This is a genomic window from Rouxiella badensis (assembly GCF_026967515.2).
GTDB classification, from domain to species: Bacteria; Pseudomonadota; Gammaproteobacteria; order Enterobacterales; family Enterobacteriaceae; genus Rouxiella; species Rouxiella badensis.
Map to the genome: position 1 here is coordinate 2216377 of NZ_CP114062.1, position 24939 is coordinate 2241315.

General features: G+C 52.1%; 23 protein-coding genes and 1 other annotated feature (1 of these 24 only partly in view). Of the genes, 9 read left to right on the forward strand and 14 right to left on the reverse strand.

What is annotated here, in order from left to right; all coding sequences use genetic code 11:
* Nucleotides 1-43: 43 nt before the first annotated feature.
* The 3 genes from O1V65_RS10210 to O1V65_RS10220 all read left to right on the forward strand — a co-directional run bounded on the left by O1V65_RS10210 (nucleotide 44) and on the right by O1V65_RS10220 (nucleotide 3080).
* Nucleotides 44-2110 (forward strand): carbon starvation CstA family protein, encoded by a 2067-nt coding sequence (locus O1V65_RS10210; protein ID WP_269130477.1) that lies wholly within the window; start codon nucleotides 44-46, stop codon nucleotides 2108-2110.
* Nucleotides 2103-2408 (forward strand): YbdD/YjiX family protein, encoded by a 306-nt coding sequence (locus O1V65_RS10215; protein WP_084913304.1) that lies wholly within the window; start codon nucleotides 2103-2105, stop codon nucleotides 2406-2408. Before O1V65_RS10210 ends, O1V65_RS10215 begins: the two co-directional genes overlap by 8 nt.
* Before the next feature lie 117 nt (nucleotides 2409-2525).
* A complete protein-coding gene (locus O1V65_RS10220) occupies nucleotides 2526-3080 on the forward strand; it encodes a GNAT family N-acetyltransferase (protein ID WP_269130478.1) in 555 nt (184 codons plus the stop codon).
* A gap of 127 nt (nucleotides 3081-3207) precedes the next feature.
* Here the strand turns inward: O1V65_RS10220 and kdgT are convergent, their stop codons facing one another.
* The gene (kdgT, locus tag O1V65_RS10225; protein WP_269130479.1) at nucleotides 3208-4203 is read right to left on the reverse strand and encodes a 2-keto-3-deoxygluconate transporter; all 996 of its coding nucleotides are present in this window, start codon (nucleotides 4201-4203) and stop codon (nucleotides 3208-3210) included.
* Nucleotides 4204-4456: 253 nt separating this feature from the next.
* The gene (gene araD / locus O1V65_RS10230) at nucleotides 4457-5152 is read right to left on the reverse strand and encodes an L-ribulose-5-phosphate 4-epimerase (protein ID WP_017493230.1); all 696 of its coding nucleotides are present in this window, start codon (nucleotides 5150-5152) and stop codon (nucleotides 4457-4459) included.
* A 295-nt stretch (nucleotides 5153-5447) separates the two neighbouring features.
* On the opposite strand from araD, the gene osmB reads away from it, so the two are divergent.
* Nucleotides 5448-5663 carry an osmotically-inducible lipoprotein OsmB gene (gene osmB / locus O1V65_RS10235; protein WP_081601468.1) on the forward strand — a complete coding sequence of 72 codons (216 nt, stop codon included), beginning with the start codon at nucleotides 5448-5450 and terminating at the stop codon, nucleotides 5661-5663.
* Nucleotides 5664-5901: 238 nt separating this feature from the next.
* On the opposite strand, the gene yciH is transcribed toward osmB, so the two are convergent.
* Both yciH and pyrF read right to left on the reverse strand, forming a co-directional pair.
* The gene (yciH, locus tag O1V65_RS10240; protein ID WP_017493832.1) at nucleotides 5902-6231 is read right to left on the reverse strand and encodes a stress response translation initiation inhibitor YciH; all 330 of its coding nucleotides are present in this window, start codon (nucleotides 6229-6231) and stop codon (nucleotides 5902-5904) included.
* 13 nt (nucleotides 6232-6244) lie between these two features.
* Entirely contained in the window at nucleotides 6245-6973 is a 729-nt protein-coding gene (gene pyrF / locus O1V65_RS10245) for an orotidine-5'-phosphate decarboxylase (protein ID WP_017493831.1), read from the reverse strand.
* Between the two features lie 212 nt (nucleotides 6974-7185).
* Here pyrF and O1V65_RS10250 point away from each other — a divergent pair, with 212 nt between their 5' ends.
* On the forward strand, nucleotides 7186-7482 hold the full coding sequence (locus O1V65_RS10250; RefSeq protein WP_017493830.1) for a hypothetical protein: 297 nt from the start codon (nucleotides 7186-7188) through the stop codon (nucleotides 7480-7482).
* A gap of 12 nt (nucleotides 7483-7494) precedes the next feature.
* On the opposite strand, the gene lapB is transcribed toward O1V65_RS10250, so the two are convergent.
* From lapB to pgpB, 3 genes are all read right to left on the reverse strand, one after another.
* Nucleotides 7495-8664 (reverse strand): lipopolysaccharide assembly protein LapB, encoded by a 1170-nt coding sequence (gene lapB / locus O1V65_RS10255; RefSeq protein ID WP_017493829.1) that lies wholly within the window; start codon nucleotides 8662-8664, stop codon nucleotides 7495-7497.
* A gap of 6 nt (nucleotides 8665-8670) precedes the next feature.
* Nucleotides 8671-8979 (reverse strand): LapA family protein, encoded by a 309-nt coding sequence (locus O1V65_RS10260; RefSeq protein ID WP_017493828.1) that lies wholly within the window; start codon nucleotides 8977-8979, stop codon nucleotides 8671-8673.
* A 258-nt stretch (nucleotides 8980-9237) separates the two neighbouring features.
* Nucleotides 9238-9999 carry a phosphatidylglycerophosphatase B gene (gene pgpB / locus O1V65_RS10265; protein WP_084913299.1) on the reverse strand — a complete coding sequence of 254 codons (762 nt, stop codon included), beginning with the start codon at nucleotides 9997-9999 and terminating at the stop codon, nucleotides 9238-9240.
* 208 nt (nucleotides 10000-10207) lie between these two features.
* Here pgpB and ribA point away from each other — a divergent pair, with 208 nt between their 5' ends.
* Entirely contained in the window at nucleotides 10208-10798 is a 591-nt protein-coding gene (gene ribA, locus O1V65_RS10270; protein WP_017493826.1) for a GTP cyclohydrolase II, read from the forward strand.
* Between the two features lie 66 nt (nucleotides 10799-10864).
* Here ribA and acnA read toward each other — a convergent pair whose 3' ends face one another.
* From acnA to topA, 3 genes are all read right to left on the reverse strand, one after another.
* Entirely contained in the window at nucleotides 10865-13540 is a 2676-nt protein-coding gene (gene acnA / locus O1V65_RS10275) for an aconitate hydratase AcnA (protein ID WP_017493825.1), read from the reverse strand.
* A gap of 413 nt (nucleotides 13541-13953) precedes the next feature.
* Entirely contained in the window at nucleotides 13954-14928 is a 975-nt protein-coding gene (cysB, locus tag O1V65_RS10280) for an HTH-type transcriptional regulator CysB (RefSeq protein WP_017493824.1), read from the reverse strand.
* 357 nt (nucleotides 14929-15285) lie between these two features.
* Nucleotides 15286-17883, reverse strand: coding sequence for a type I DNA topoisomerase (gene topA, locus O1V65_RS10285; protein WP_269130480.1), 2598 nt, complete (start codon nucleotides 17881-17883; stop codon nucleotides 15286-15288).
* A gap of 437 nt (nucleotides 17884-18320) precedes the next feature.
* Between topA and O1V65_RS10290 the strand changes: the two genes are divergently transcribed.
* Nucleotides 18321-18572 carry a YciN family protein gene (locus tag O1V65_RS10290; RefSeq protein ID WP_084912638.1) on the forward strand — a complete coding sequence of 84 codons (252 nt, stop codon included), beginning with the start codon at nucleotides 18321-18323 and terminating at the stop codon, nucleotides 18570-18572.
* Nucleotides 18573-18686: 114 nt separating this feature from the next.
* Here O1V65_RS10290 and sohB read toward each other — a convergent pair whose 3' ends face one another.
* Nucleotides 18687-19730 (reverse strand): protease SohB, encoded by a 1044-nt coding sequence (gene sohB / locus O1V65_RS10295; RefSeq protein ID WP_269130481.1) that lies wholly within the window; start codon nucleotides 19728-19730, stop codon nucleotides 18687-18689.
* Between the two features lie 366 nt (nucleotides 19731-20096).
* Between sohB and O1V65_RS10300 the strand changes: the two genes are divergently transcribed.
* On the forward strand, nucleotides 20097-20858 hold the full coding sequence (locus O1V65_RS10300) for a YciK family oxidoreductase (RefSeq protein ID WP_017494287.1): 762 nt from the start codon (nucleotides 20097-20099) through the stop codon (nucleotides 20856-20858).
* A gap of 14 nt (nucleotides 20859-20872) precedes the next feature.
* Nucleotides 20873-21463: a cob(I)yrinic acid a,c-diamide adenosyltransferase gene (gene cobO / locus O1V65_RS10305; protein ID WP_017494286.1), complete on the forward strand. Its 591-nt coding sequence runs from the start codon at nucleotides 20873-20875 to the stop codon at nucleotides 21461-21463.
* Nucleotides 21464-21532: 69 nt separating this feature from the next.
* On the opposite strand, the gene rluB is transcribed toward cobO, so the two are convergent.
* The 3 genes from rluB to rnm all read right to left on the reverse strand — a co-directional run bounded on the left by rluB (nucleotide 21533) and on the right by rnm (nucleotide 24559).
* Nucleotides 21533-22408: a 23S rRNA pseudouridine(2605) synthase RluB gene (gene rluB / locus O1V65_RS10310; RefSeq protein ID WP_026110845.1), complete on the reverse strand. Its 876-nt coding sequence runs from the start codon at nucleotides 22406-22408 to the stop codon at nucleotides 21533-21535.
* Between the two features lie 555 nt (nucleotides 22409-22963).
* Entirely contained in the window at nucleotides 22964-23584 is a 621-nt protein-coding gene (locus O1V65_RS10315) for an L-threonylcarbamoyladenylate synthase (RefSeq protein WP_017494284.1), read from the reverse strand.
* A gap of 99 nt (nucleotides 23585-23683) precedes the next feature.
* Complete coding sequence (gene rnm, locus O1V65_RS10320) at nucleotides 23684-24559, reverse strand: RNase RNM (RefSeq protein ID WP_084912640.1); 876 nt, start codon at nucleotides 24557-24559, stop codon at nucleotides 23684-23686.
* 290 nt (nucleotides 24560-24849) lie between these two features.
* Nucleotides 24850-24939: a sequence feature (Trp leader region), on the forward strand (it continues 12 nt past the right edge of the window).

Consider the following 24939-nt stretch of genomic DNA (forward strand, 5'->3'; position numbering starts at 1 on the left):
AGCGGCCATACATTAAGGTCGCACATTGAAGGAGTTGTTGATCATGACAAACGTCAAGTCCGGAATTCTCTGGCTGATGGTGGCGTTGGTGGGAGCCTTTTCTTTTGGCATGCTGGCGCTAAGTCGCGGCGAACACGTTAACGCCGTCTGGCTGGTCGTCGCCGCTATCGCCTGCTACAGCATTGCCTATCGCTTCTACAGCCTTTTTATCGCTAAAAAGGTTTTTGGTCTGGATGACCGCCGTATCACCCCGGCACTCAGGAAAAATGACGGCCTCGATTACGTACCAACCAACAAGTGGGTGCTGTTCGGCCACCATTTTGCTGCTATTGCCGGTGCAGGCCCGCTGGTAGGGCCGATACTGGCCGCGCAGATGGGCTTTTTGCCAGGCACCATCTGGATCCTGGTCGGTGTTATGCTGGCCGGTGCGGTGCAGGACTTCCTCATTCTGTTTATTTCCACCCGCCGCGATGGCCGCTCTCTCGGCGAGATGGCCAAGCAGGAGCTGGGTGAATTCGCCGGTGTGGTCACCATGCTCGGCGCGTTAGGCGTGATGATCATCATCCTGTCAGCGCTCGCCCTGGTGGTGGTCAAAGCACTGGCTGACAGCCCGTGGGGCCTGTTCACCATCGCAGCAACTATTCCTATCGCACTGTTTATGGGCGTTTACATGCGTTTCCTGCGCCCCGGAAAAATTGCCGAAGTCTCTATCATTGGTTTTGTGCTGATGATGCTGGCGATTATTTATGGTGGAAATGTCGCTCAACACCCTTACTGGGGGCCTTTCTTTACCCTTCACGGCACGACACTCACCTGGGTGCTGGTGATTTATGGCTTTATTGCTTCAGTTCTGCCGGTCTGGCTGTTACTGGCCCCCCGCGATTATTTATCAACTTTCCTGAAAATCGGGGTTATTCTCGGACTGGCGGTGGGCATTATTTTCGCGATGCCGGAAATGAAAATGCCAGCGGTCACCCGGTTCATTGACGGTAGCGGCCCGGTATTCTCCGGTGGCCTGTTCCCGTTCCTGTTTATTACTATTGCCTGCGGCTCGATTTCAGGTTTCCACGCGCTGGTCGCAAGCGGCACAACGCCGAAACTCATTGAAAAAGAAAGCCATATTCGCTTTATCGGCTACGGCGCGATGTTGATGGAGTCCTTCGTTGCCATCATGGCGCTTATTTGTGCGTCGGTTATCGACCCTGGCGTGTATTTTGCCATGAACTCCCCCGCCGCCCTCATTGGCACGACGGTCGAGAGCGCCTCCCAGGTTATCAACGGCTGGGGATTTGTCGTCACCCCGGAAATGCTGACCGTTATTGCTCGCGACGTGGGTGAACAGTCTATCCTTTCGCGTGCCGGAGGCGCACCGACCTTCGCGGTAGGCATGTCCCATATCATCAGCGACGTATTCAACAGCCGCGTAATGATGGCCTTCTGGTATCACTTTGCTATTCTTTTCGAAGCCTTGTTCATTTTAACCGCGGTGGATGCGGGTACCCGCGCCTGCAGATTCATGGTGCAGGACCTGGTCGGCGTAGCGGTGCCTTCCCTTGCCAATAACCGCTCCTGGATTGGCACAATCGCAGGCACCACGGTTTCCGTGGCAGGTTGGGGATTCTTTGTCTATCAAGGCGTAGTTGATCCGCTGGGAGGGATTAACACTCTGTGGCCGCTGTTTGGGATTGGTAACCAGATGCTGGCCTCGATGGCGCTTATCCTCGGCACCGTTGTGTTATTCAAAATGAAGAAACAACGCTATGCCTGGGTCACTATTCTGCCAACGGTATGGCTGTTTATCACCTCTATGACGGCAGGATGGCAGAAAATCTTCCACCAGAGTCCGTCGATTGGCTTCCTCGCACAGGCGAACAAATTCTCTGCCGGCATCGATAACGACATCATTATCAAACCGGCAAAAACTATCGCCGATATGCACACTATCGTACTCAATAACCAGATTAACGCCGCACTCTGTGGGTTCTTTATGCTGGTTGCCGTCACTATGCTGGTTTCTGCCTTCTTCGTGATACGCAGGGCCCTGAAATCGCCACAGCCGACGGTGCACGAAACCAGCCCGCTTGCTAGTCGGGAGGCTCGTCATGTCTGAATATGGTTTACCTTATCGCGCTCAGCCAAGAGCCTTGCTGACGATTACTCGCTGTCAGCCCATGGTGGCACGTCCTCCTCGCCCTGAAAACTTGCGCCAGTGGGTTAAATTTATTGGTAAGGGGATAGCGCAAAGTTTTCGTCTGATGGTTGGCGTACAGGACTATCCTAATTACGTGCGCCATATGCAGGTCCATCACCCTGAGAAAACACCGATGACGGAAAAAGAGTTTCATCGCTACTGTCTCAACGCGCGCTTTCCGAGTGAGGCAGGCAAGCTGGGTAAATGTCCTTGTTAAGGATTTAAGAAATAATCTAAGTCTGAGTAATTTGTGATTTAAGGAATGATAATACGCCTGAGCCTTTTTACAGGCGTATTATTGCCTTACTCTTGTCCGTAATTTGATGAAGCCCCCATGAAAACTGACTCTCCCGTAATTCGACCTGCCACCGCAGACGACGCAGAACAGGTTATCGAGCTCATTAGCTTTGCCGATGAAAATGCGCTGCTTTACCTCACCGGAAAAAGCGATTTACAGGAGGCGAAAGCGGTTTATCGGCGAGGATTTTGCCGCGAGGACGTTTACTACAGTTATCTGTTCACCCAGGCTTGCTTCATCGAGGGACATCTCGCGGGCTGTATTCTCGCTTTCCCCGGCTATCTGGAACCCACTTTTATCGCGGAGACAGACTCAACACTTCCTCTGGTAAGAGAAGCTGAAGACGACGAGCTGTATATCGATTCTCTGTCGGTTTACCCTGCTTTTCGCGGGCAAGGACTCTCAAGGTATCTGATTGACGCAACCAAAACGCAGGCTCTGCGCTATCAGCTCAGCAAACTTTCTCTTTTAGCCGATGACACCAAGCCGCATCTTGAAAAAATGTACGCTCGCTACGGTTTCATAACGGAAAAAGAAATCACGCTGAACGGCGTAGTACATAAGAAAATGGCCCTTTGCGTCAGAGGATAAATAATCAATTTATTAATCCTCTAAAGATTAAAAGCGGAACTCAATGAATTCCCCCTCATCGACCTAAGCCAGTGAAAGGGGGAGTGAAGGAAGATTAGGCGCTGGCCGTTTTAAAGATAACGAGGTTTTATTTGATGCGAGCCATCTGTTCTTCGATAACTTTTCCCTTAACGGCTCGATTTTTGATTCTGCGTGACCACATCGCGGTTAACACGGGTACTAATACGGAAGTGACGATCACCGAGGTGGCCACCAGCGCCGTTGCGGCCGGTGCTGTCTCTTTAAACTGAGGGACCATTTCGGCTATTAGCACTGGCGTGGCTACGGCCGCCCCCGCCGAGCTAGACGCGGCGATACCTGCGGTTCCATCCCCGCCTCCGATAAATTTATCGGCCAGCATCAGCGGAATGCCGGTGATAATAATGACTGATATCCCCAGTAGCACGCCAAGCAGGCCGGTTTGCGCGATCACGCTCAGATTGATAGTGTTACCCAGTGCGAAGGCAAAGAACGGGATCAGCGTCTGCACCGCCTTGCCAAAAAACTCCCTCAGTTCAGAGTCCAGATTTCCCAGAGCAAAACCTATCAGGAACGGCAGGACTGCACCGACAAATACGTGAGGTTCGAAGGAGGCAATACCTGCCGTTCCCAGAATCACCATCGTCATCAGCGGGCCAGACTCCAGCGACATCAATACAAATGCGCCCGCCTCCTCTTTGGTTCCGTATTGCTGCATGATAGAGGCATAAAGTCCGCCGTTGGTCATGTCCATCGAGGCCACCAGCGCCAGCGTTGATAGCCCGGCGAAAAAGCCGATTTCCACGCCATGTTCCGGGATAAATTTTGAGGCAACGGCCGCAACAATCCAGGCTATCGCGATTTTGGTGACCACCAGCGTGCCGGATTTACGCAATACCGTCCCAGTGGCACTGAGTTTGATTGAAGCACCCATACAAAAAAACCAGACCGCTAAAATGGGCACTGTGCCGGTCATCAGTCCATTGGAGAATGACCCCAAATATTTGCCTGAATCCGGCGCTAGCGTATGGCAGATTGCGCCAATGAACAGCGGCACCAGCATCATTCCGCCAGGGATTTTTTCGATTGCACGTTTAATTCGCATGTTATTCCCACCGGGTCAGTTAAGCAGTCATTGCGGTTAACGAGCTGGCGCTACGGCTGGAAAGCGACAGTAAACTCGCCGATGGGTGCTAAATTAGCCATTTATTGAACAAATAAAAGTGATCGCAACCATAAAAATGAAACAGTGTTTCTATTTTTAAGATCAGTTGTTTCTATTTTGTGAGGCCAACAAAAAAAACCCACATCGGGGAGGATGCGGGCGCGAGTCTCTTGGAAGTGCAAAGGCGGTGATTTTATTGCCCGTAGTAGGCATTCTTACCGTGTTTGCGCAGATAGTGTTTGTCGAGCAGCGATGCCTGCATCACCTCCAGCCGCGGCGTCAGCTGTTGCGAGAAGATCCCCATATAAGCGACTTCCTCGAGGACCACCGCATTATGTACCGCATTATCGGCGTCTGTTCCCCAGGCAAAGGGGCCGTGCGAATGAACCAACACGGCGGGCACGTCTTTTGACGACAGGCCGCGCTCGGCAAAGGTTTCAACAATAACCTCGCCGGTCTGCCATTCATATTTGTCGGCAATCTCATCGTCGGTCATCTTGCGTGTACAGGGGACTGCGCCATAGAAATAGTCGGCGTGCGTCGTGCCCCAGGCTGGAATATCCAGCCCGGCCTGCGCCCAGATAGTCGCGTGACGTGAGTGGGTATGCACAATGCCGCCTATCTCGTTAAATCGCATATAGAGAACACGGTGAGTATCGGTGTCAGACGACGGTTTTTTACTGCCTTCAACGACTCTGCCACTTTCAACCTCAACCACCACCATGTCATCCAGCGTCATATGCTCATACTCCACACCGGAAGGTTTAATCACCATCAGCCCCTGCTGTCTGTCAATTGCACTGACGTTGCCCCAGGTAAAGGTCACCAGATGATGTCTGGGCAGCGCAAGATTGGCTTCGAGAACCTGTTCTTTCAATTGTTTAAGCATCGGAATGTCCTTTATCTGCCCTTTTACTTATTCTCGGAGCAGGAGGCTTTTAGGGGTATGGTGAAAATAGCTAAAGAGTGCGTGCTGTTCTGCTGCGATGAAAAAACTGACTGCCTTACGGCGTTTTCAAAAGGTGACGCTTTGTGCTGTTAAAAAGAATGAAATTTTAATTAAGACTATTTACCTGTTTTCCCAATGCGGTTATGAGTAATTTACGCTAATCCCGCGGAGATGATTTTTTTTAACTATACTTATTAACGAAATGCTAGTGATATCCTTTCTTAGGAGAACGACAATGTTCTTAAATAAACGTATTGCCACTATTGGTATGGTACTTGCTGTTGTAATGTCTGTGAGCGCATGTGGAAACATGTCACACCGTGGTCGTAATACTGCCATTGGTGCCGGTGTCGGTGCTCTGGGTGGCGCCGTACTGACCAACGGTAGTGCTCTGGGTACGATTGGTGGCGCGGCAGTAGGTGGTGTTGTAGGTCATCAGGTTAACCGATAAGTAAAGGCCTTAAAACTAAGCGAAATAAACCACGTTAAGTTAAAGTAAATTAATTACGGTTTATTTATACTTAATGGCTTAAATATTCAGTTATTAAATCTCTGAGGAATCGGCGACTGTTTTAAAAAAGTTTTAAAGAAACAAAACGGTTGTTTTCTGAAAAGACGTAAGAATTTTATTTATGACCAATCTGCTGCCTTCAAAAGCAGCAGATTGCTATTTAAAGAGAGTTCAGGCTTTACCCACCTGCGAGTTTGACCTTAAAGTTTTTTGCCTCTAACAGCTGCTTTAGCAAATCCCTTTTGTCTCCCTGAATCTCAATCACGCCGTCTTTGACTGCCCCACCGCAGCCACACTTCTTTTTCAACTCGGCCGCAAGCTTGTCTAATGCGGCATCATCGAGGTCAACGCCGGTAATCAGACAGACGCCTTTGCCTTTACGCCCGCTGGTCTGGCGTTGAATGCGAACTACGCCATCGCCCTTCGGTCTTTCGATTTTGGCCTTCGGCTCGTCAATCCTGCCGCTCTCAGTGGAATAAACCAGCCGGCTGTTATCGTCATTTTTCATTAACCCTGTCCTTTTATGCCAGAGAGGTGCGAATATCACGCAGCGTCTGTGCCGGGTCGGCAGACTGCGTAATTGGACGGCCAATGACCATGTAATCTACCCCTGCCAGCTGTGCATCGCGCGGCGTCATCACGCGGCGCTGATCGTCGGCGGCGCTACCCGCGGGACGAATGCCCGGAGTCACCAGCTTAAATGCCTGACCCAGCTGCGATTTGAAGGCCACCGCTTCCTGTGCAGAACACACAACGCCATCAAGGCCACAGTCACGAGTCAGTGTAGCCAGTCGCAGCGCATAGTCCGCCGGGCTAAGGTTGATACCCAAATCGGCTAAATCGCTGGCTTCCATGCTGGTGAGCACGGTAACAGCTATCAGCAAAGGTGCGTCCTGACCAAATGGCTGTAGCGCATTTTTCGCAGCAGCCATCATACGTGCACCACCGCTGGCGTGAACGTTAACCATCCACACGCCGAGATCGGCCGCAGCCGCGATAGCGTGCGCCACGGTGTTAGGAATGTCGTGAAATTTCAGATCGAGAAAGACGTCAAAGTCGCGGGCATGCAGATCTTTCACCAGCTGCGGTCCAAACAGCGTAAACATCTCTTTGCCGATTTTCAGGCGACAGTCGCGAGGGTCAATACGGTCAACAAAATCTAACGCCGCTGACTTATTTGCGTAATCAAGGGCGACTACAATTGGTGATGATTTCAAGTCGTTGTTATTAGGGTTATTTTCGGACTTCATTTCTTCAACCTCTTGTAAGTTTTGAACAAAAATAGTGTACGACAAAATTGTGACGCCCGCATTCTACATGGCATGACCGATAAATCCCAGCCAATCGTTTTCACGACAAATGAACGATGCTTTTGTTACAGTTTTATGAATTTTTTGTGAACGCGTGGACAGCCTGCCTCAGCTGACATACTTTGGTGTTTTATATTTAGGAAAGCTTAAATATGAGTGAGATATCAACGTTAACTATTAAAATCCCTTTGGCGCTGAAAGAGCAAATCCGTGAAGCGGCGTTACAGGGTGAACATTCTCTCAGTGCCGAAGTCTGTGCACGACTCGAAGAAAGTTTTATTGCAGCAGAAGACAAGAAAAGCAGGAAGGTCGCGAAAGTAGAAGAACCAGAGATTGATAATCAGCACTTGGGTGAAAATACCGAACCGGCACTCACCCAAAAAGAACTCAAAAAACTGCGCCAACTGATCAACAAAGCCCCGACTAAAACTCACAGCAAAAAGAAATAACGCCCTTCTTTTTTATTGTCCGTCGAGACCACGAATCGGTTTCACCGTCGCCCAGGCTCGGCATGACGGGCAATGCCAATACAGCGAATGTGCCGTAAAACCACACTTATGGCAGCGATAACGCGGCTTGGTGCGGATCTGTTCACCGACCATGTCACGCAGCAGCACCAGGCTCTCTTTCGCACGCCCCTCCTCGGCATCCGCCAGGTGATAATCCATCAAATGGTGGAATACGCGCATGGTCGGGTGACGCTGAAGCTGGCGGTTGATGTAGAGCTGCGCCACCTCACGCCCTTCTTCCTGTTGCAGGATTTCAGCCAGCATCAGTTCAGCCGTGGCACCGGTATTTTCATCCACACAGCGTTTCAGAAACTCGGCCCACTCCAGACGATTGTCTAAATGCTGATAGCACTCTTGCAGCATGGGCAGCGTTTCACTGACCACTTCTTTATCTTGTTCGAGCACGCGCTTGAGGGCCTCGGCGGCTTTGCCGTATTCCGCCTGCGCCAGCAGAATTCTGCCCTGCATGATGGATACTCGGGCACAGAGCTTATCGGCAGAGGCGGCTTTTTTCAGCAGTCCGCTGGCCTTGTCGAGGTCATCGCTGGACATGGCCTGCAACGCCAGCTCGCAGTAGAAATGCGCGATCTCCTGACGTTTGTTGGTTTTTCCAAGCTTAATGAGCTTCTCGGCAACCTCGATAGCACTTTGCCAGTCGCTGGTTGCCTGATGAATAATCAGCAGCTGTTGCAGGGCAAAGAGCTGGAAGTCTTCCTCTTTCACCAGCTGATTGAACATGTCTTCGGCGCGGTCATAGAAACCCGCGGCCATATAGTCACGCCCAAGCTGCTGCACGGCGAGCAGACGCTGTTCGAAGGTCAGCGACGCGCTCTCCATCAGCGACTGGTGGATACGGATGGCCCGATCGACCTCGCCGCGTGAACGGAAGAGGTTCCCCAGCGTCAGATGCGCCTCAACGGTGTTGCTGTCCTCTTTCAACATATCGAGAAACAGGTCTACCGCTTTATCTTGCTGATTGGAGAGTAAAAAGTTTACGCCTGCCACATACTCGCGAGATAAACGGTTGGCATTCTGCTGTTTGTCCTGTTGTGAGCTTCTGCGCCCCATGTACCAGCCGTAAGCGGCGGCGACGGGCAATAACAGAAACAGCAGTTCTAACATAAAAGGTTATTCCTTACTGACCGGGTGCTGCGGCACGGCAGGTTCGGTCGTGACCGGTGCAATTTGCTGCTCTAGACGTTTAATTTTACGCTGTGCACGGCTGAGAGATAGACGTATGCGCAAATAAAACAGACCGCAGATTATCCATCCCAACACAAAGCCGGTCGCAAACAGCACGGCTAACAGCGTTGATACGCGATAATCGCCCTGCGCCAGTAAATAATTAAAAGTCACTACCTGATCGTTGTGGGCACCCAGAGTGATAGAAATCACGACGATGACCAGCACGAACAAAAAAATCAGCAAATATTTCACATTCATTCCTGTAATGCCGGAGAGTCCGGATAAATTATGCCAAAAACTGACGTCCTGACCTAATAAGTTAGCATTTCCTTCCGCAGCTGGGAAACTTTGAGGCCGGATAATGCCGGCATTGCAGAAAGTTCATACAGTCAGGCGATTATGCAACCCGTTATGTGTAACCCTACGGTCACAATACGTTTTCCCGACCGTTTATTTTGTCACCACAATAAATATATGGGGCTAGCGAGCAAAAATTAAAGGTCAGCGCGATTATTCAGGTTCACGCTCGGTTATCTCCTGCTGCTCCTGCGGTGGTGGCGCGAAGGATCCGCACACTTTTTGTGCTATCCAGCAGGCCAGGGTAATGAGTACCCAGCTGATACCCACCGACGCCATCAGGTCTCTCGGCCAGTGCATGCCCAGCAGCAGGCGGCTGCCCATCACTAACGCGGCCCACACCATCAGCACCGCAACGGTCTTATAATGACGACGTGGCCACAGCAGACCCACACCAAGCAGCGCCCAACTGGCGGCAAACATCGTATGTCCCGAGGGGAACGAGAAGCCGGTGTCCGCCTGCCAACTTTTGGCCAGCCAGCGCGGGATTTGCGCGTTATTTTCTAATTCCTGCTTTACCTGCTGGCCGCGGGCTTTGCTTTTCTGCTGGTAGAAGGCAGTCACGTCCATGTCCTGTGTTTTACCCAGCCACTGCACGTAAGGGCGCGGTTCCTGCACTTGCTGCTTAACGTAGGTCTTGATCCCCTGCCCGATAAGCACCGCCGCGCTCAGCAGCACAATCAAAACAATCGCCGGCTTAATGCGGTAGCGTAAACACCACAGAAACCAAACGCAGAGCAAAATGTTGGTCAATGTGCCCCACGGCGCACTAACCGTCTCTGTTATCCCGTAAAAGGGGCGTAAGATGAGGTCACTCATACCTGGGGCCCACTGCCAACCGCTCATCCACACTAGTACGGGCATCAGTAATAGAAGCAGAGCTGCACCGGTGGTCCTTATAGCGATTTGAAACATTGTATGGCCCTAATATCTAAAGATTCATGAAAATGAAATGTATAATGCGCATTCTACGCAGCGGCCTGCAACGCAGTCCAGCCGGGAATGATATACTTGTGAGTAAGGCTATGTTCGGGGCGCGGCTGATTTTTTCTGGTCAACCCGTTCATCTCTACGTAGGATGCGCCACAAGAATTAAGAATATTTGCAGGTTTTGGAGAGTAACATGCAGCTGAAACGGGTGGCAGAAGCCAAACTGCCAACACCTTGGGGCGATTTCCTGATGGTGGGTTTTGAAGAATTGGCAACCGGACACGATCACCTGGCGCTGGTTTTCGGGGACATTAACGGCGATACGCCGGTGCTCGCACGAGTGCATTCCGAATGTCTGACGGGCGATGCCCTGTTCAGCCTGCGCTGTGACTGCGGCTTCCAACTCGAGGCAGCGTTGAATCACATCGCCGAAGAGGGGCGCGGTATTCTGATGTATCACCGCCAGGAAGGGCGCAACATCGGCCTGCTGAATAAAATTCGCGCGTATGCCCTGCAGGATAAAGGCTACGACACCGTCGAAGCCAACCACCAGCTCGGCTTTGCAGCAGATGAACGCGACTTCACCCTGTGCGCAGATATGTTCAAGCTGCTCGGAGTTGATGCCGTTCGCCTGTTGACCAACAACCCGAAAAAGGTCGAAATTCTGACCGAGGCCGGGATCAACATCGTCGAACGTGTGCCGTTAATCGTCGGTCGCAACCCGAAGAACGAACACTATCTGGCGACCAAGGCCGCGAAAATGGGCCATCTTTTGGACAAGTAATGTTTACTGTGTCCAACAAAAAAGCACCGAAGATTCGGTGCTTTTTTTATGCCTGAATGACCGCTATCAGAGCATTTTACGGATAACATAATGCAGGATGCCGCCGTTCTCGAAGTAGGTTAACTCGTTGCCGGTATCGATACGGCTGCGTGCGTTAATCACCTCTTTTTTACCGTCGGCGTAGGTAATATGCACCGGCACGTCCTGACCCGGCTTGAGCGACTGCATACCGCTTACGCTAATGGTTTCATCGCCCTTGAGGTTCAGCGTTTTGCGCGTCACGCCCTGTGGGAACTCCAGCGGCAGGATCCCCATCCCTATCAGGTTTGAACGGTGAATACGTTCGAAGGATTCAGCAATCACCACGCGTACGCCGAGCAGTCTTGGCCCTTTCGCTGCCCAGTCACGGCTGGAGCCGGAACCATACTCTTTGCCCGCGATCACCGCCAGCGGCACGCCCTCTTTTTCATAACGCATCGCCGCATCGTAAATCGCCAGTTGGTCACCGGAAGGAATGTGTCGCGTCACGCCGCCTTCGACACCGGGCACCATTTCGTTACGAATACGAATATTGGCGAACGTACCGCGCATCATGACTTCATGGTTACCACGGCGCGAACCGTAGGAGTTGAAGTCACCGGGTTTAACGCCATGCTCGCTGAGGTAGCGGCCTGCCGGACTCTCGAGTTTGATGTTACCGGCCGGAGAAATGTGGTCGGTGGTCACCGAGTCAGCCAGAATCGCCAGAATACGGGCATCCTTGATGTCCTGAACGGGATCAGGTTCAGCCTTCATGGTGCTGAAGAACGGCGGATGACGAATGTAGGTCGAATCTTCCTGCCAGGCATAGGTCGGCGTGCCTTCGACCTGGATGTTCTGCCAGTCCTTGTCACCATTAAACACTTCGGCATACTCTTTATGGAACATCTCCGTCGTAACCTGCTCAACGGCCTTGGCAATTTCATTCGATGATGGCCAGATGTCACGCAGATAAACCGGATTGCCGTGGCTGTCTTCACCCAGCGAATCATGGGTCAAGTCGACCGACATATTGCCCGCCAGCGCATAGGCCACCACCAGCGGGGGTGACGCAAGCCAGTTGGTTTTAATGAGCGGATGAATACGACCCTCGAAGTTACGGTTGCCCGAAAGCACGGCACCGACGGTCAAATCAGCCTGCTTTATTGCAGCTTCGATAGGGTCTGGCAGCGGACCCGAGTTACCGATACAGGTGGTACACCCGTAACCCACCAGATTAAAGCCCAGTTTTTCCAGCTCAGGCATCAGGCCTGCGGCTTTAAGATAATCGGTCACCACTTTAGAACCCGGTGCCAATGACGTTTTCACCCAAGGTTTACTTTTCAGCCCTTTGGCGACGGCGTTCTTGGCCAGCAGGCCCGCGGCCATCAACACGCTCGGGTTGGAGGTGTTGGTGCAGGAGGTGATAGCCGCTATCACGACGGCACCGGTCTTCAGCTGTAGCGACTGGTTTTTATAGCTAAAATCCACGCTGTCGCGGTGCTGGGTTTTGCTGTTGCTAAATTCGAGTTCAGTCGCGGCCTTAAACGCCTGCGGCACATTCGGCAGCGCGACGCGGTCCTGAGGACGCTTTGGCCCTGCCAGACTGGACTCGACCTGCGCCATATCGAGATGGAGCGTGCTGGTAAAAATAGGCTCATCGCCTTTTTCGCGCCACAACCCCTGCGCCTTGCTGTACGCCTGTACCAGCGCAATCTGTTCGTCGCTGCGTCCGCTGAGTTTCATGTAGCTCAACGTAACTTCATCCACCGGGAAGAAGCCGCAGGTAGCACCAAATTCTGGGGACATATTGGCGATGGTCGCACGATCGGCCAGCGGCAGATCCGCCAGACCGTCACCGTAAAATTCGACGAACTTACCGACCACGCCGTGTTTACGCAGCATCTGCGTCACGGTCAATACCAGATCGGTCGCCGTGATGCCCTCACCCAGCTTGCCGGTCAGTTTAAATCCGACGACGTCAGGGATAAGCATCGATACCGGTTGTCCGAGCATCGCCGCTTCGGCCTCAATCCCCCCACAGCCCCAACCCAAAACGCCGAGGCCGTTTATCATGGTGGTATGGGAGTCGGTGCCGACCAGCGTATCAGGATAGGCCACTTCACGGCCGTCCTGCTGTTCATGCCATACGGTCTGGCCGAGATATTCGAGGTTAACCTGGTGGCAAATCCCGGTACCCGGCGGCACGACGCGGAAACGGTTAAAGGCTTTTTGGCCCCAGCGCAGGAAGATATAGCGCTCGTGATTACGCTCCATTTCCAGTTTGACGTTCTCGCCGAAGGCGGCACGGTCGCCGAACTCATCCACGGTAACGGAGTGGTCAATCACCAGATCAACCGGAGACAGAGGATTAACCTGATTGACGTTGCCGCCCAGGCGCTCAACGGCCTCGCGCATAGCGGCCAGGTCAACAACGGCGGGGACCCCAGTGAAGTCCTGCATCAGGACACGGGCCGGGCGATAGGCAATTTCCCTGTCGGCGTGGCCCGTTTTTTGCCAGTCGACAATCGCCTGCAGATCGTCTTCGGTGACGGTATCGCCTTCAACGTTACGCAGCAGATTTTCGAGCAAAACTTTCATAGACTTAGGCAATCGGTCGATATTGCCTAGTGTGGCGGCGGCTTTGGGTAAGCTGTAAAAGTGATATTCCTTATCGAGGTTTGCCAGCTTATCCTGACTATTCTTGCGAAGATCGGACGACATAGCTTCTCCTTTTAACGCGCTTTTTTTGTTTATGGCATAAACATTCTAGTTCAGCTGATGAGAAAGACCCGTCAGACAGTAAGTGCTCTAATAAAGATAACACAAATTATCATTAACATTTTGATAACAACACGAAAGGCTAATTTCCGAAGTGGCAACCTGCTGTGCCAAACCCCCCGCCCGTTCCCCCTATCAAACTGAATAAGTCCATCAAATCCCTCGCCTTGTTATCCCTTTCCACGCTTGAGAGAGTCGTGCCATGGCGTAGACCTTGAGACACCTACCAGACGGATGATGAGATGTTTGAACTTGGCGTATAGACATTGGGTGATTTGCGGCGGTGAGAAAGGCGTTAGGACAGGCGTAAAACGACCCAGGCCACACTCTCGGCGGCCTGGGTTAAGGAAGCAGGATTACTTGTGCGGCAGTTTGATGTCTTTAAACAGCGCTTCAATATCCTCGTTAGAGCGCAGTGCGATGGCACTGTCGACCACGTCACGCGTGAGGTGCGGCGCGAAACGCTGGATAAAATCGTACATGTAGCTGCGCAGGAAGGTGCTGCGACGAAAGCCGATTTTGGTGGTGCTATGGGTGAAGATATCGCTGGCATCGACGGTCACCAGGTCTGGATCCTGTACCGGATCGACCGCCATGCTGGCGATAACGCCGACCCCTAGCCCTAAACGCACGTAAGTCTTGATAACGTCGGCGTCGGTCGCGGTAAAGACGATGCGAGGGGTTAATCCGGCACGGTTGAACGCCGTATCCAGCTCTGAACGTCCGGTAAATCCGAAGGTATAAGTCACGATAGGATAGGACGCCAGCTCTTCAATGCTGACTTTTTCTTTGCCCGCCAATGGGTGATCCGGTTGAACTACTACCGCACGGTTCCAGTGATAGCAAGGCAGCATGATCAGGTCATCGTAAAGGTGCAGCGCTTCGGTTGCGATGGCAAAATCAGCATTCCCCTTCGATACCGCCTCGGCTATTTGCGTGGGTGACCCTTGATGCATGTGCAAAGAAACTCGCGGATAGCGTTCAATAAAGCCCTTGATAACGTTAGGCAAGGCGTAGCGCGCCTGAGTATGCGTCGTGGCAACATAAAGCGACCCCTTATCAGGATAGGTATGCTCTCCAGCTACGGCTTTAATCGCATCAACTTTCGACAGCACTTCGCGGGCGATACGGATAATTTCCTGCCCCGCAGGCGTAACCTGAGTGAGATGTTTACCGCTGCGGGCAAAAATCTGGATCCCGAGTTCATCTTCCAGCATGCGCACTTGCTTGCTGATGCCTGGCTGTGAGGTGTAGAGGCCTTCTGCCGTCGAAGAGACGTTCAGATTGTGATTAACAACTTCTACGATGTAACGCAGTTGCTGCAATTTCATATCTTATACCATCCTAGTGTTAAACCCTGCCCGAAAGCTCCCGTGGTCATTGCTGACGAACGTATTACTGGTCAAAATTTTGCGCGCCAGCCCGCCGACAGCAAGAAAGGGGTGTTCTGTTGTGTGTAAGCCAACTCATTCTAATAATGCATAAAAACAGTATTTTATATAACAACAATATCATTTATCAATTGATTTTGTCTCGCACCTGATTATAAAAAACTCAAGATTTCTTTATGATGCTGAGTGCAATGCCGCTTCGGCAATAAAGTCTAACGGTGATTGGCCTTATTACAATAAAAAAACCAGCCATTAAGGCTGGTTTTTATGATTCGCAGGTCAGAAAGCCGTTAAGACTTACTTTTTGCCTTCCACCCACTTGCCGTCAACGAAGAACGCCGTCCAGCCTGTCGCTTTACCGTCTTTCTCAGAAGACACGTATTGCTGCTTAGTCTTCCGGCTGAAGCGCACCATCGACTTATTACCTTCTGGGTCGGCGACCGGCGCATCGGCCAGGTAGCTCAGTTTTTCAGGCAAACGGTCTTTGAAGCGCAGCAACTCTTCGACTAAAGGCGCACGCGTTTCGCGCGATTTAGGGAAGGTATTGGCCGCCAGGAACACGCCGGCAGCACCGTCACGCAGAACGAAATACGCATCGGATTTTTCACAAGGCAGTTCTGGCAGAGGCACCGGATCTTCCTTCGGCGGTGCAACATCACCGTTACGCAGGATCTTGCGAGTGTTCTTACAGGTCTCGTTGGTACAGCCCATGTATTTACCGAAACGGCCCATTTTCAGGTGCATTTCGGAACCACACTTGTCGCACTCGACAACCGGACCGTCGTAACCCTTGATGCGGAACTCGCCTTCTTCGATTTCGTAACCATCGCAGGCCGGGTTGTTACCGCATACGTGCAGCTTGCGATTGGTATCAATCAGGTAGCTGTCCATCGCAGTACCACACTTGGTGCAGCGGCGGCGGGCGCGCAGGGCGTTGGTTTCTGCGTCGTCCCCTTCGAGAACGTTGAGAACTTCAGATTCCGGCACCAGGTTAATGGTGGTCTTACAGCGCTCTTTCGGCGGCAACGCATAGCCGGAACAGCCGAGGAACACGCCAGTGGTCGCGGTACGGATGCCCATCGGACGGCCACAGGTCGGGCAGTCGATGCTGGTTATCACCATCTGGTTCGGGCGCATTCCGCCCTCTTCCGGATCTTTTTCGGCGATTTCAAGCTGCTGGCTGAACTGGGTGAAGAAGTCATCCAGTACGCCTTTCCACTCGGCCTTATTGTTGGCGACCTCATCAAGACCGTCTTCCATGCGCGCGGTGAAGTCATAGTTCATCAGTTCGCGGAAGTTATCTTCCAGACGATCGGTAACTATCTCACCCATTTTCTCGGCATAGAAACGGCGATTCTCGACGTGCACATAGCCCCTGTCCTGAATGGTCGAAATGATCGACGCATAGGTGGACGGACGGCCAATACCGCGTTTTTCTAACTCTTTAACCAGCGACGCTTCGCTGAAACGCGCTGGCGGCTTGGTGAAGTGTTGCGTTGGCAGCAGCTGTTGCAGCTCAAGCGTACTTCCGACTTCGATAGGCGGCAGCGTGCGGTCTTCATCGCCCTTGCGTAGCGCAGGCATCACGTGGGTCCAGCCGTCAAAGCGCAAGGTACGACCTTTAGCACGCAGCGAATAGTCGCCGGCTTTCACGGTCAGCGTGGTGGAGTCATACTGTGCTGGCACCATCTGACAGGCGACGAACTGACGCCAGATCAGCTGATACAAACGCTGGGCGTCCGCTTCCATGTCTTTCAACTGCTCGGAAACCACGTTGACGTCGGAAGGACGAATCGCTTCGTGTGCTTCCTGAGAATTTTCTTTGTTGCTGTATTGGTTAGCAGTTTTCGGCAGGTATTTCTCACCGAAATTATCGTTGATGTAGCCGCGCACCATTTCTACTGCATCCTGACTCAGGTTGGTGGAGTCGGTACGCATGTAGGTAATATGACCGGCTTCATACAGACGCTGGGCCATCATCATGGTTTTCTTCACGCCAAAGCTCAGACGGGTGCTCGCCGCCTGTTGCAGCGTAGAAGTAATAAAAGGTGCACCCGGCTTACTGCTGGTCGGTTTATCTTCGCGGTCAACGACGTCGTAGCGCGCTTTTTCGAGCAGTGCGACGGCGGCGTGAGTCTGCTCACGGTTAACCGGCTTAAACGCTTTCTCGAGGTGATGCGTCACCTCCATCTGCAGAGCGATATTCTCTTTCGACTGCAGATCGGCGTGCAGCTCCCAATACTCTTCGGGAACAAAGGCTTTGATCTCTTTTTCACGTTCGACCACCAGACGTACGGCAACGGACTGAACGCGCCCAGCCGAGAGCCCACGGGCAATCTTTTTCCACAGCAGCGGAGAAACCATGTAACCCACAACGCGGTCCATGAAACGACGCGCCTGCTGGGCATTAACGCGGGCAATATTTAGCTCACCCGGCTGTTCGAATGCCTGTTGAATGGCATTCTTGGTTATTTCATTAAAAACAACGCGGCTAAAGCGTTTATCGTCACCCCCAATCACTTCCCGCAGGTGCCATGCAATGGCTTCCCCTTCGCGGTCAAGGTCGGTTGCGAGATAGATGTGGTCGGCTTTTTCTGCGAGAGATTTTAACTCAGCGACAACCTTTTCTTTACCTGGCAATATTTCATACTGCGCAGCCCATCCGTGATACGGATCGACGCCCATACGATTAACCAGCGCGGTTTTCTCATCCTTTTTTACTTTTTTCTTTGTTTTTTCTTCGGTTGAGTCAGCGCTTTTTTTACTCGCAGAGCCACTGGTTGGTAAATCGCGGATATGACCCACGCTGGACTTAACCACGTAGTCATTTCCTAAATATTTATTAATCGTTTTGGCTTTTGCCGGGGACTCAACTATTACGAGAGCTTTGCCCATAATTACCTTTTACCTAAATTATTCTTCTCGGAAAGAAGATTTTGTCTTGTTTATGCCGCGGCACATTTAATGTCTTTTTTTATATTGCGGCAGTGAGTCAGGAGATCAACTATTTTTTCTCTCAGCCTATCCAATCGTCCTCCAGAGGGGCAATCTCATGAATTTTAATGAGTTAAGAGCCCGAACGATGGTAAGGAAACCGCAATCATGGTCTAAAACAACCTTCGAGCGTAAACAAATCATTCCACCCGATGCCAGAAAATCCCACACTCTACCTGATAAAATTTGCCACGCAACCTAATTAGCACGTAAATGCGCTTTCTGCCAAGCTGAACATTATATGTTCAACGCTGAGTGAAGATGTCCACACACCGATTGCGGTCTTGTCCGCTGCGGGATTACAATTACGCCAATGATTATAGTGGGGAACACTTTTTATGCACACGAGCACAGCGGCAATAACTTCTGAAGCACTACTTATAGAAGCAAATAAAGCAATCCGCCAGCATGAACATTATCTACCGGGAATGATAGCAACAGAAGTCGAACAAAAAGGCGATGTGTTGGTTTTTAGCGGAGAATTCTTCCTCGACGAACAAGGATTACCGACCGCTAAAACCCCCGCAGTGTTTAATATGTTTAAACATTTGGCCCATCTTTTTTCAGATAAATACCACCTGGTAAAATAGTTTCTTTTTTAGGCGAAAAGATGCGGTTATTAATTAAAAAGAGTTAGACCGTGAGTTAATAGAAAAACGAATTTTTTGAGATTAAAAAAGGGACCGAAGTCCCTTTTAGAAAATTTACAACAGCGGCTTTTCGCTTCGCTGCAACCAGCGTAAAAATAGACGATCGGCGCTCTCTGCTGCACTGCCGGTGAACCTGTCCATCATACGTTTACGACGTGCGTAACGTACTGAGATAACCTCGTGGTTCTGCATTTCGGCAATCAGCAGATCGTCGCTGGTACCCACCGCGTCAATCAGGCCTTTTTCACGAGCCTGCGTACCGAACCAGTGCTCACCGGTTGCCACAGAATCGATGTCCAGAGAGGGACGATTCTCGTGCACGAACTCTTTAAACAACACGTGCGTTTCGTTTAAATCTTCGCGGAACTTTTCACGCCCTTCATCGGTGTTTTCACCAAACAGCGTTAAGGTGCGCTTATATTGACCGGCAGTGTGTAGCTCAACGTCGATATCGTTTTTCTTCAGCAAACGGCTGAAGTTAGGGATCTGTGCCACGACGCCAATCGAGCCGATGATGGCGAACGGTGCTGCCACGATACGGTCAGCGACGCAGGCCATCATGTAACCGCCGCTGGCTGCGACTTTGTCGACCGCAACGGTCAGGCGAATCCCCGCCTGACGCAGACGAACAAGCTGAGATGCCGCCAGACCATAACCGTGCACCACGCCGCCCGGACTTTCGAGGCGCAATAAGACTTCATCCTGCGGAGTTGCCACCGCCAGTACCGCCGAGATCTCTTCACGCAGAGAGGTGACTTCATGTGCGCCCATGCTTCCTTTAAAATCAAGGACATACAAACAGGGTTTGCTGGACGTAGTACCGGTTTTTGCCTGCTGCTTTTTCGCTTTAGCGTCGGCTTTTTCCTGCTTTTTAAACGCTTTAAGGCTAAGTTTTTGTTCTGCCGGACTCAGGCGGGCGGTGCGCATTTCGCGCTGCATTTCGCGATATTCTTCACCCAGGTCGGTCAGGCGTAGCTCCCCCTTACCCGACGATTTACGGTGACGCAGCCCAATGACCAGCACAATCAGTGCGCCAATGGCCACCACGACGGTGACTATCTTGGCTAAAAACAGCCCATACAGAGAAAGTAAATCCACAAATACCGCCTTTTCACATTCTGATAAGATACGACGCCCATTCTAGACAATCGCCGTCGATGAGTCTTGTGCCAAACCGTGCTCGAAACAAAGAGACACCGCTTTTATCCCAATAATGCGTTAAATTTTCTAAACATGGTGCGGCTGGAGTTCATTTTTGTTACAAATGATCTGCGCAATCTTGGGTTAATCATTGAAAGTCATGTCCATTTAAGGCATATAACTGCAATTATTCACCCATTTTCAAAATCTATTCTGTCAATTCGTTTGGTCACGGTTGAGGTTATTGCTCCCGGCAAACGAGTTGGTTCGATGCGTTGATGGCCTCTGCCACCGCATCCTGACGCCACTTTGAGGACAAATTCAGTGCATTATCATCCTAAATCCGACCTGCTTCGCCAACGTATTATTCTGGTTACCGGTGCAGGCGATGGTATCGGCCGTGAAGCCGCACTCACCTACGCCCGCTTCGGTGCGCAGGTTATTTTGCTTGGCCGTACCGAAAGCAAACTGGTTAGCGTTCAGCAAGAGATTGCCCAACAGGGTTGGCACCCTGCCGAGTACCTCACGCTCGACCTGCTGCATGCTTCGCAGGAAGACTGCCAGCGCGTGGCCGACCGTATCGCAGAATGGGTTCCCCGCCTCGACGGCGTGCTGCACAACGCCGGTTTGTTGAGTGAAATTGTTCCGGTCAGCGACATCAAACTGCAAGACTGGCACGACGTGATGCAGGTAAACGTCAACGCAGCCTTTATGCTGACCCAGAGCCTGTTGCCTCTATTATTGAAATCTGCCAGCTCATCGCTGGTCTTTACCAGCTCAAGCGTGGGCCGCGAAGGCCGCAGCGGTTGGGGCGCCTATTCCGTCTCCAAGTTCGCTACCGAGGGGCTTATGCAGGTGCTAGCAGACGAGTACAAACATACCAACCTGCGGGTTAACTGCATCAATCCGGGCGGAACACGCACCAGTATGCGGGCATCTGCATTCCCGGATGAAAACAGCCAAAAACTGAAAACACCTGCCGATATCATGCCACTTTACTTGTATCTGATGGGTGACGACAGCCGCCGGAAAACCGGCACCAGTTTCGACGCACAGCCCGGCCGTAAAGCCGGCCCTGCGGAATAATTCAGGCGAAAACAATGAGCGCAGACAGACACCAGCAGCGACAACAAAAGCTTAAAGAACAGGTCGATGCACGTATTGAGGCGGCAAAAGAAACGCGCGGCATTCTTATCGTGCTGACGGGGAACGGCAAAGGTAAAACGACCGGCGCTTTCGGGACCGTTACCCGCGCCGTAGGCCATGGGTTGCGCGCGGGTGTCATCCAGTTTATCAAAGGTGAATGGCCGAACGGCGAGCGAAATCTGCTTGAGCCGCACGGCGTCGAATTTCAGGTGATGGCCACCGGTTTTACCTGGGAAACTCAGAATAAAGAGACGGACACGCTGGCGTGTCAGGCCGTCTGGCAGCACGGTAAACGCATGCTGGCCGATAGCTCGCTTGATTTAGTCGTGCTTGACGAACTGACCTACATGCTGAGTTTTGGCTATCTGGATTTACAAGAAGTCATTGATGCGCTAAATGCACGCCCTGCCCACCAGACGGTTATCATCACCGGCCGTGGATGCCATCGCGACCTGCTTGAACTGGCCGATACCGTGAGCGAACTACGCCCCGTCAAACACGCCTTCGACGCAGGCATCATGGCCCAACAGGGTATCGACTGGTAGACCGGGCCTGATTATCGAAACAAAAAAAACCGCAGCACAATGGCTGCGGTTTTTTTTGGCTGACGTCGATCAGCGCTTGCCTGGACCGCTGCTGCGACGAGCAGGAGCAACCTGAGTATGGCGTTTTACCGCACGGCGAATCTGATTCGCCTTCACGCGGCGGCGATCGCGCTCAACCGGCATCTTGCTCACGGTTTCTTCGGTCATGTCTACCAGCTGACGCAGGTAGTTGATGTCCGGCAGATCCAGCTCTTTATAGCCGCCGCGAGGCAGGCCTTTAGGCAGGTTAAGATCGCCGTAGCGAACGCGGATAAGACGGCTAACCTGTACGCCAACGGCTTCCCACAGACGACGTACTTCGCGGTTACGCCCTTCGGTCAGAGTCACGTTGTACCACTGATTCAGGCCTTCACCGCCCTGATATTTGATGGTGCGGAAAGCGGCAGGACCGTCTTCCAGCTGTACGCCACGGCTCAGCTGTTTGATTTTCTCATCGTCAATCTGGCCAAACACGCGCACAGCGTATTCGCGCTCAACTTCGCGGCTTGGGTGCATCAGGCGGTTAGCCAGCTCACCGTCGGTGGTGAACAGCAGTAAACCTGAAGTGTTGACGTCAAGACGACCCACGGCAACCCAGCGCGAACCGCGCATTTTTGGCAGCCTGTCGAACACGGTCGGACGACCTTCAGGATCACTGCGGGTACAGAGTTCGCCTTCTGGTTTGTAGTACGCCAGCACGCGGCAGACAGTGTCTTCCGCTTCAAGAATCGACAGCACGTGGCCATCGAGACGGATTTTGGTGCCTGCGGTCAGTTCAACGCGATCGCCGAGGGTGGAAATCTTACCGTCAACGCTGACGCGGCCAGCCTGAATCATCGCTTCAACTTCACGACGAGAGCCGTGACCTGCACGGGCTAATACCTTTTGCAGCTTTTCGCTCTGCAGGCCATCGCCATCGTCACGTGCGTTTTTAGGCTTTTCGTACTTTGGCGCTTCTTCTGCTTCGTCATCACTGACTTTTTTCACCACCAGGGACTCGTTACGCGGCTTATTGCTGCGCGGTTTGTCGCCCTGTGGTTTACCGTTACGTGGTTTGTCACCGCGTGGCTTATCGGTTCGACCTTTATCGGCACCGGATTTATCCGCGGCAGGCTTGCCACCACGAACGGTTTCAATACGGGATTTATCCGCACCCGGCTTTTTGCCGCGCGGCTTATCCGACTCGCTGCGCTGAGAACGCGGCTTGTCAGACGAATATTTTTCGTTTTTTTGCTTACTGGAATTAAACTTCTCGCTCATTGAGCAGCCTCTTTTGTCGCCTTCACAGGCGTCGGGGGGAGCGGATGGCGCGATGAATAACATCACCCACCCACTAGAATACAGTGACTTAGCATTAGTAAAAAGTCAGCCGACTATTATACACATTTATTAGTCGAGTGTACTTATGATTGTCTAACAAATCGGCTAACTTTCACGCATCTTTGCGTTGGCTTCGATAACTCAGCGGAACGGTACAGGATCGCCTGCCCCTTCGCGTACCACTTCTGGCACAGAGTCTGTCAGGTCAATAACGGTGGTTGGCTGCTGGCCAATCGAACCGCCGTCTAGAATGAGGTCCACCAGCTTGCCGATGTTGTCCTTGATCTCTTCCGGGTCCGACTCGGCGAAGTCATTACCCGGCAGCATCAGGGTGGTCGACATCAACGGTTCTCCAAGCACGTCAAGCAACGCCAGCGCAATTGGATTGGAGGGTACGCGCAGCCCGATAGTCTTGCGCTTGTCGTTCATCAGACGGCGTGGCACTTCTTTGGTCGCCTTGAGAATGAACGTGTAATTGCCGGGGGTATTATTTTTGATCAACCGGAAAGCCGTGTTGTCGACATAGGCATAGGTTGACAGTTCGGACAAGTCGCGGCAGACCAGCGTAAAGTTGTGCGTGCCGTCAAGTTGACGAATACGGCAAATGCGTTCCATAGACGCCTTGTCTTCCAGACGGCAGCCCAGCGCATAGCCTGAGTCGGTCGGATAAACAATCACGCAGCCTTTACGCAGCATGTCGACGGCCTGGTTAACCAATCGCGGCTGCGGGTTCTCAGGGTGAACGTAAAAATATTGACTCATAGCAAATCCTCTTCACTTAATAAGGCGCCGGGCTATCAATCCCATGTCATTTGAGCTGCAACAAGGCGGTTATAGAGTACAGCCAATGCAGTTGCAGCCTCAAGGACGAAGGACGGGCCAGTCTTTCCAGACGGCCTCGACGTTGGCCGGTAACCAAAGCTTGCGGCCCAGCTCAATCCACGAGCAGGGCTGATGGAAATCAGACCCCTGCGACGCCAATAAATGATAATCTCGGGAAAAAGCGGCGTGCTGCGCTCGCTCATGAGGCGCTTGCTGACACTGCGCGACTTCCATCGCGTCGCCGCCCTGCTCGGCAAAGTAGGCAAGCAGGCGCTTTAACCACTTGGTTGACAGGTCGTAACGTCCTGGATGTGCCACGACCGCCTGTCCACCAGATTGATGAATAACATCAATAGCTTCTTTTATTGTACACCACTGTGGCGGAACGTAACCGGTATTGCCCTTGGCGAGGTATTTTTTAAACACCTTAGCGATGTTCTCGGCAGCACCGACTTCAACCAGATAACGCGCAAAGTGAGCTCGCGTAACCGCCCCGCCCTGTGCATGACGTAGTGCGCCTTCCCATGCACCTTCGATGCGTGCCTTGGCCAGCCGGCGACCTATCTCTTGTGCACGCTCGACGCGCAACCGCGCCTGATTCTCAAGCAACGCAATCATCGCCGGATGCTCAGGGTCGATGCGCAAACCAACAATATGGATCTCGTGATTTTCCCATAGCGTGGAAATTTCAACGCCGTTGATCAGTTGAAGCGGCAGATTGTGCGCCTCGATGGCCGCCGCTGCACGAGCCAGCCCTTCGGTGCTGTCGTGATCGGTAATAGCTAAAACGCCGACGCGCATGTCGACCGCACGCTTGACCAGTTCTTCGGGCGTCAGGTAGCCGTCTGAGGCGGTGGTGTGGCTGTGCAGGTCATAAAGGGTGAATGCAGGATTGTCGGATAAACTGGATGTCATAATAATTACAGAAAGACCGGTTATAAAAAACTGTCCCTATCATAACGCGGATGCCTTTGTGGAGTTACCGCTATCTCGATTATTGGCCTGAACAGCATGGTTTTTGAGCAACTCCGCCCCAGATTTGCGCACAACCTCCTTTTTGCCTAAAGAATGTCAAAAAGGAGGTTGACTTTACATCAATGAACTAGTTAACTAGTACGCAAGTTCACAGCACGCTGTGACAACCGAATTCAGGCAAGCACAACTTACTAGAGTGACTGATGATGAAAACCAACATGACTTCTTCTAACAGCTGGTGGCGCGCCTCCCCAACGCGGGCGGTGTAATCGCGCATAGCTGTCATCAGACGCTGCAGATACCCGAAGCCCGCTCATTGC

Bases quoted from the DNA above. Each gene is read 5' to 3' on its own strand.
- O1V65_RS10210 (WP_269130477.1), top strand. From the start codon at position 44: ATGACAAACGTCAAGTCCGGAATTCTCTGGCTGATGGTGGCGTTGGTG.
- O1V65_RS10215 (WP_084913304.1), top strand. From the start codon at position 2,103: ATGTCTGAATATGGTTTACCTTATCGCGCTCAGCCAAGAGCCTTGCTG.
- O1V65_RS10220 (WP_269130478.1), top strand. From the start codon at position 2,526: ATGAAAACTGACTCTCCCGTAATTCGACCTGCCACCGCAGACGACGCA.
- kdgT (WP_269130479.1), bottom strand. From the start codon at position 4,203: ATGCGAATTAAACGTGCAATCGAAAAAATCCCTGGCGGAATGATGCTG.
- araD (WP_017493230.1), bottom strand. From the start codon at position 5,152: ATGCTTAAACAATTGAAAGAACAGGTTCTCGAAGCCAATCTTGCGCTG.
- osmB (WP_081601468.1), top strand. From the start codon at position 5,448: ATGTTCTTAAATAAACGTATTGCCACTATTGGTATGGTACTTGCTGTT.
- yciH (WP_017493832.1), bottom strand. From the start codon at position 6,231: ATGAAAAATGACGATAACAGCCGGCTGGTTTATTCCACTGAGAGCGGC.
- pyrF (WP_017493831.1), bottom strand. From the start codon at position 6,973: ATGAAGTCCGAAAATAACCCTAATAACAACGACTTGAAATCATCACCA.
- O1V65_RS10250 (WP_017493830.1), top strand. From the start codon at position 7,186: ATGAGTGAGATATCAACGTTAACTATTAAAATCCCTTTGGCGCTGAAA.
- lapB (WP_017493829.1), bottom strand. From the start codon at position 8,664: ATGTTAGAACTGCTGTTTCTGTTATTGCCCGTCGCCGCCGCTTACGGC.
- pgpB (WP_084913299.1), bottom strand. From the start codon at position 9,999: ATGTTTCAAATCGCTATAAGGACCACCGGTGCAGCTCTGCTTCTATTA.
- ribA (WP_017493826.1), top strand. From the start codon at position 10,208: ATGCAGCTGAAACGGGTGGCAGAAGCCAAACTGCCAACACCTTGGGGC.
- acnA (WP_017493825.1), bottom strand. From the start codon at position 13,540: ATGTCGTCCGATCTTCGCAAGAATAGTCAGGATAAGCTGGCAAACCTC.
- cysB (WP_017493824.1), bottom strand. From the start codon at position 14,928: ATGAAATTGCAGCAACTGCGTTACATCGTAGAAGTTGTTAATCACAAT.
- topA (WP_269130480.1), bottom strand. From the start codon at position 17,883: ATGGGCAAAGCTCTCGTAATAGTTGAGTCCCCGGCAAAAGCCAAAACG.
- O1V65_RS10290 (WP_084912638.1), top strand. From the start codon at position 18,321: ATGCACACGAGCACAGCGGCAATAACTTCTGAAGCACTACTTATAGAA.
- cobO (WP_017494286.1), top strand. From the start codon at position 20,873: ATGAGCGCAGACAGACACCAGCAGCGACAACAAAAGCTTAAAGAACAG.
- O1V65_RS10315 (WP_017494284.1), bottom strand. From the start codon at position 23,584: ATGAGTCAATATTTTTACGTTCACCCTGAGAACCCGCAGCCGCGATTG.
- rnm (WP_084912640.1), bottom strand. From the start codon at position 24,559: ATGACATCCAGTTTATCCGACAATCCTGCATTCACCCTTTATGACCTG.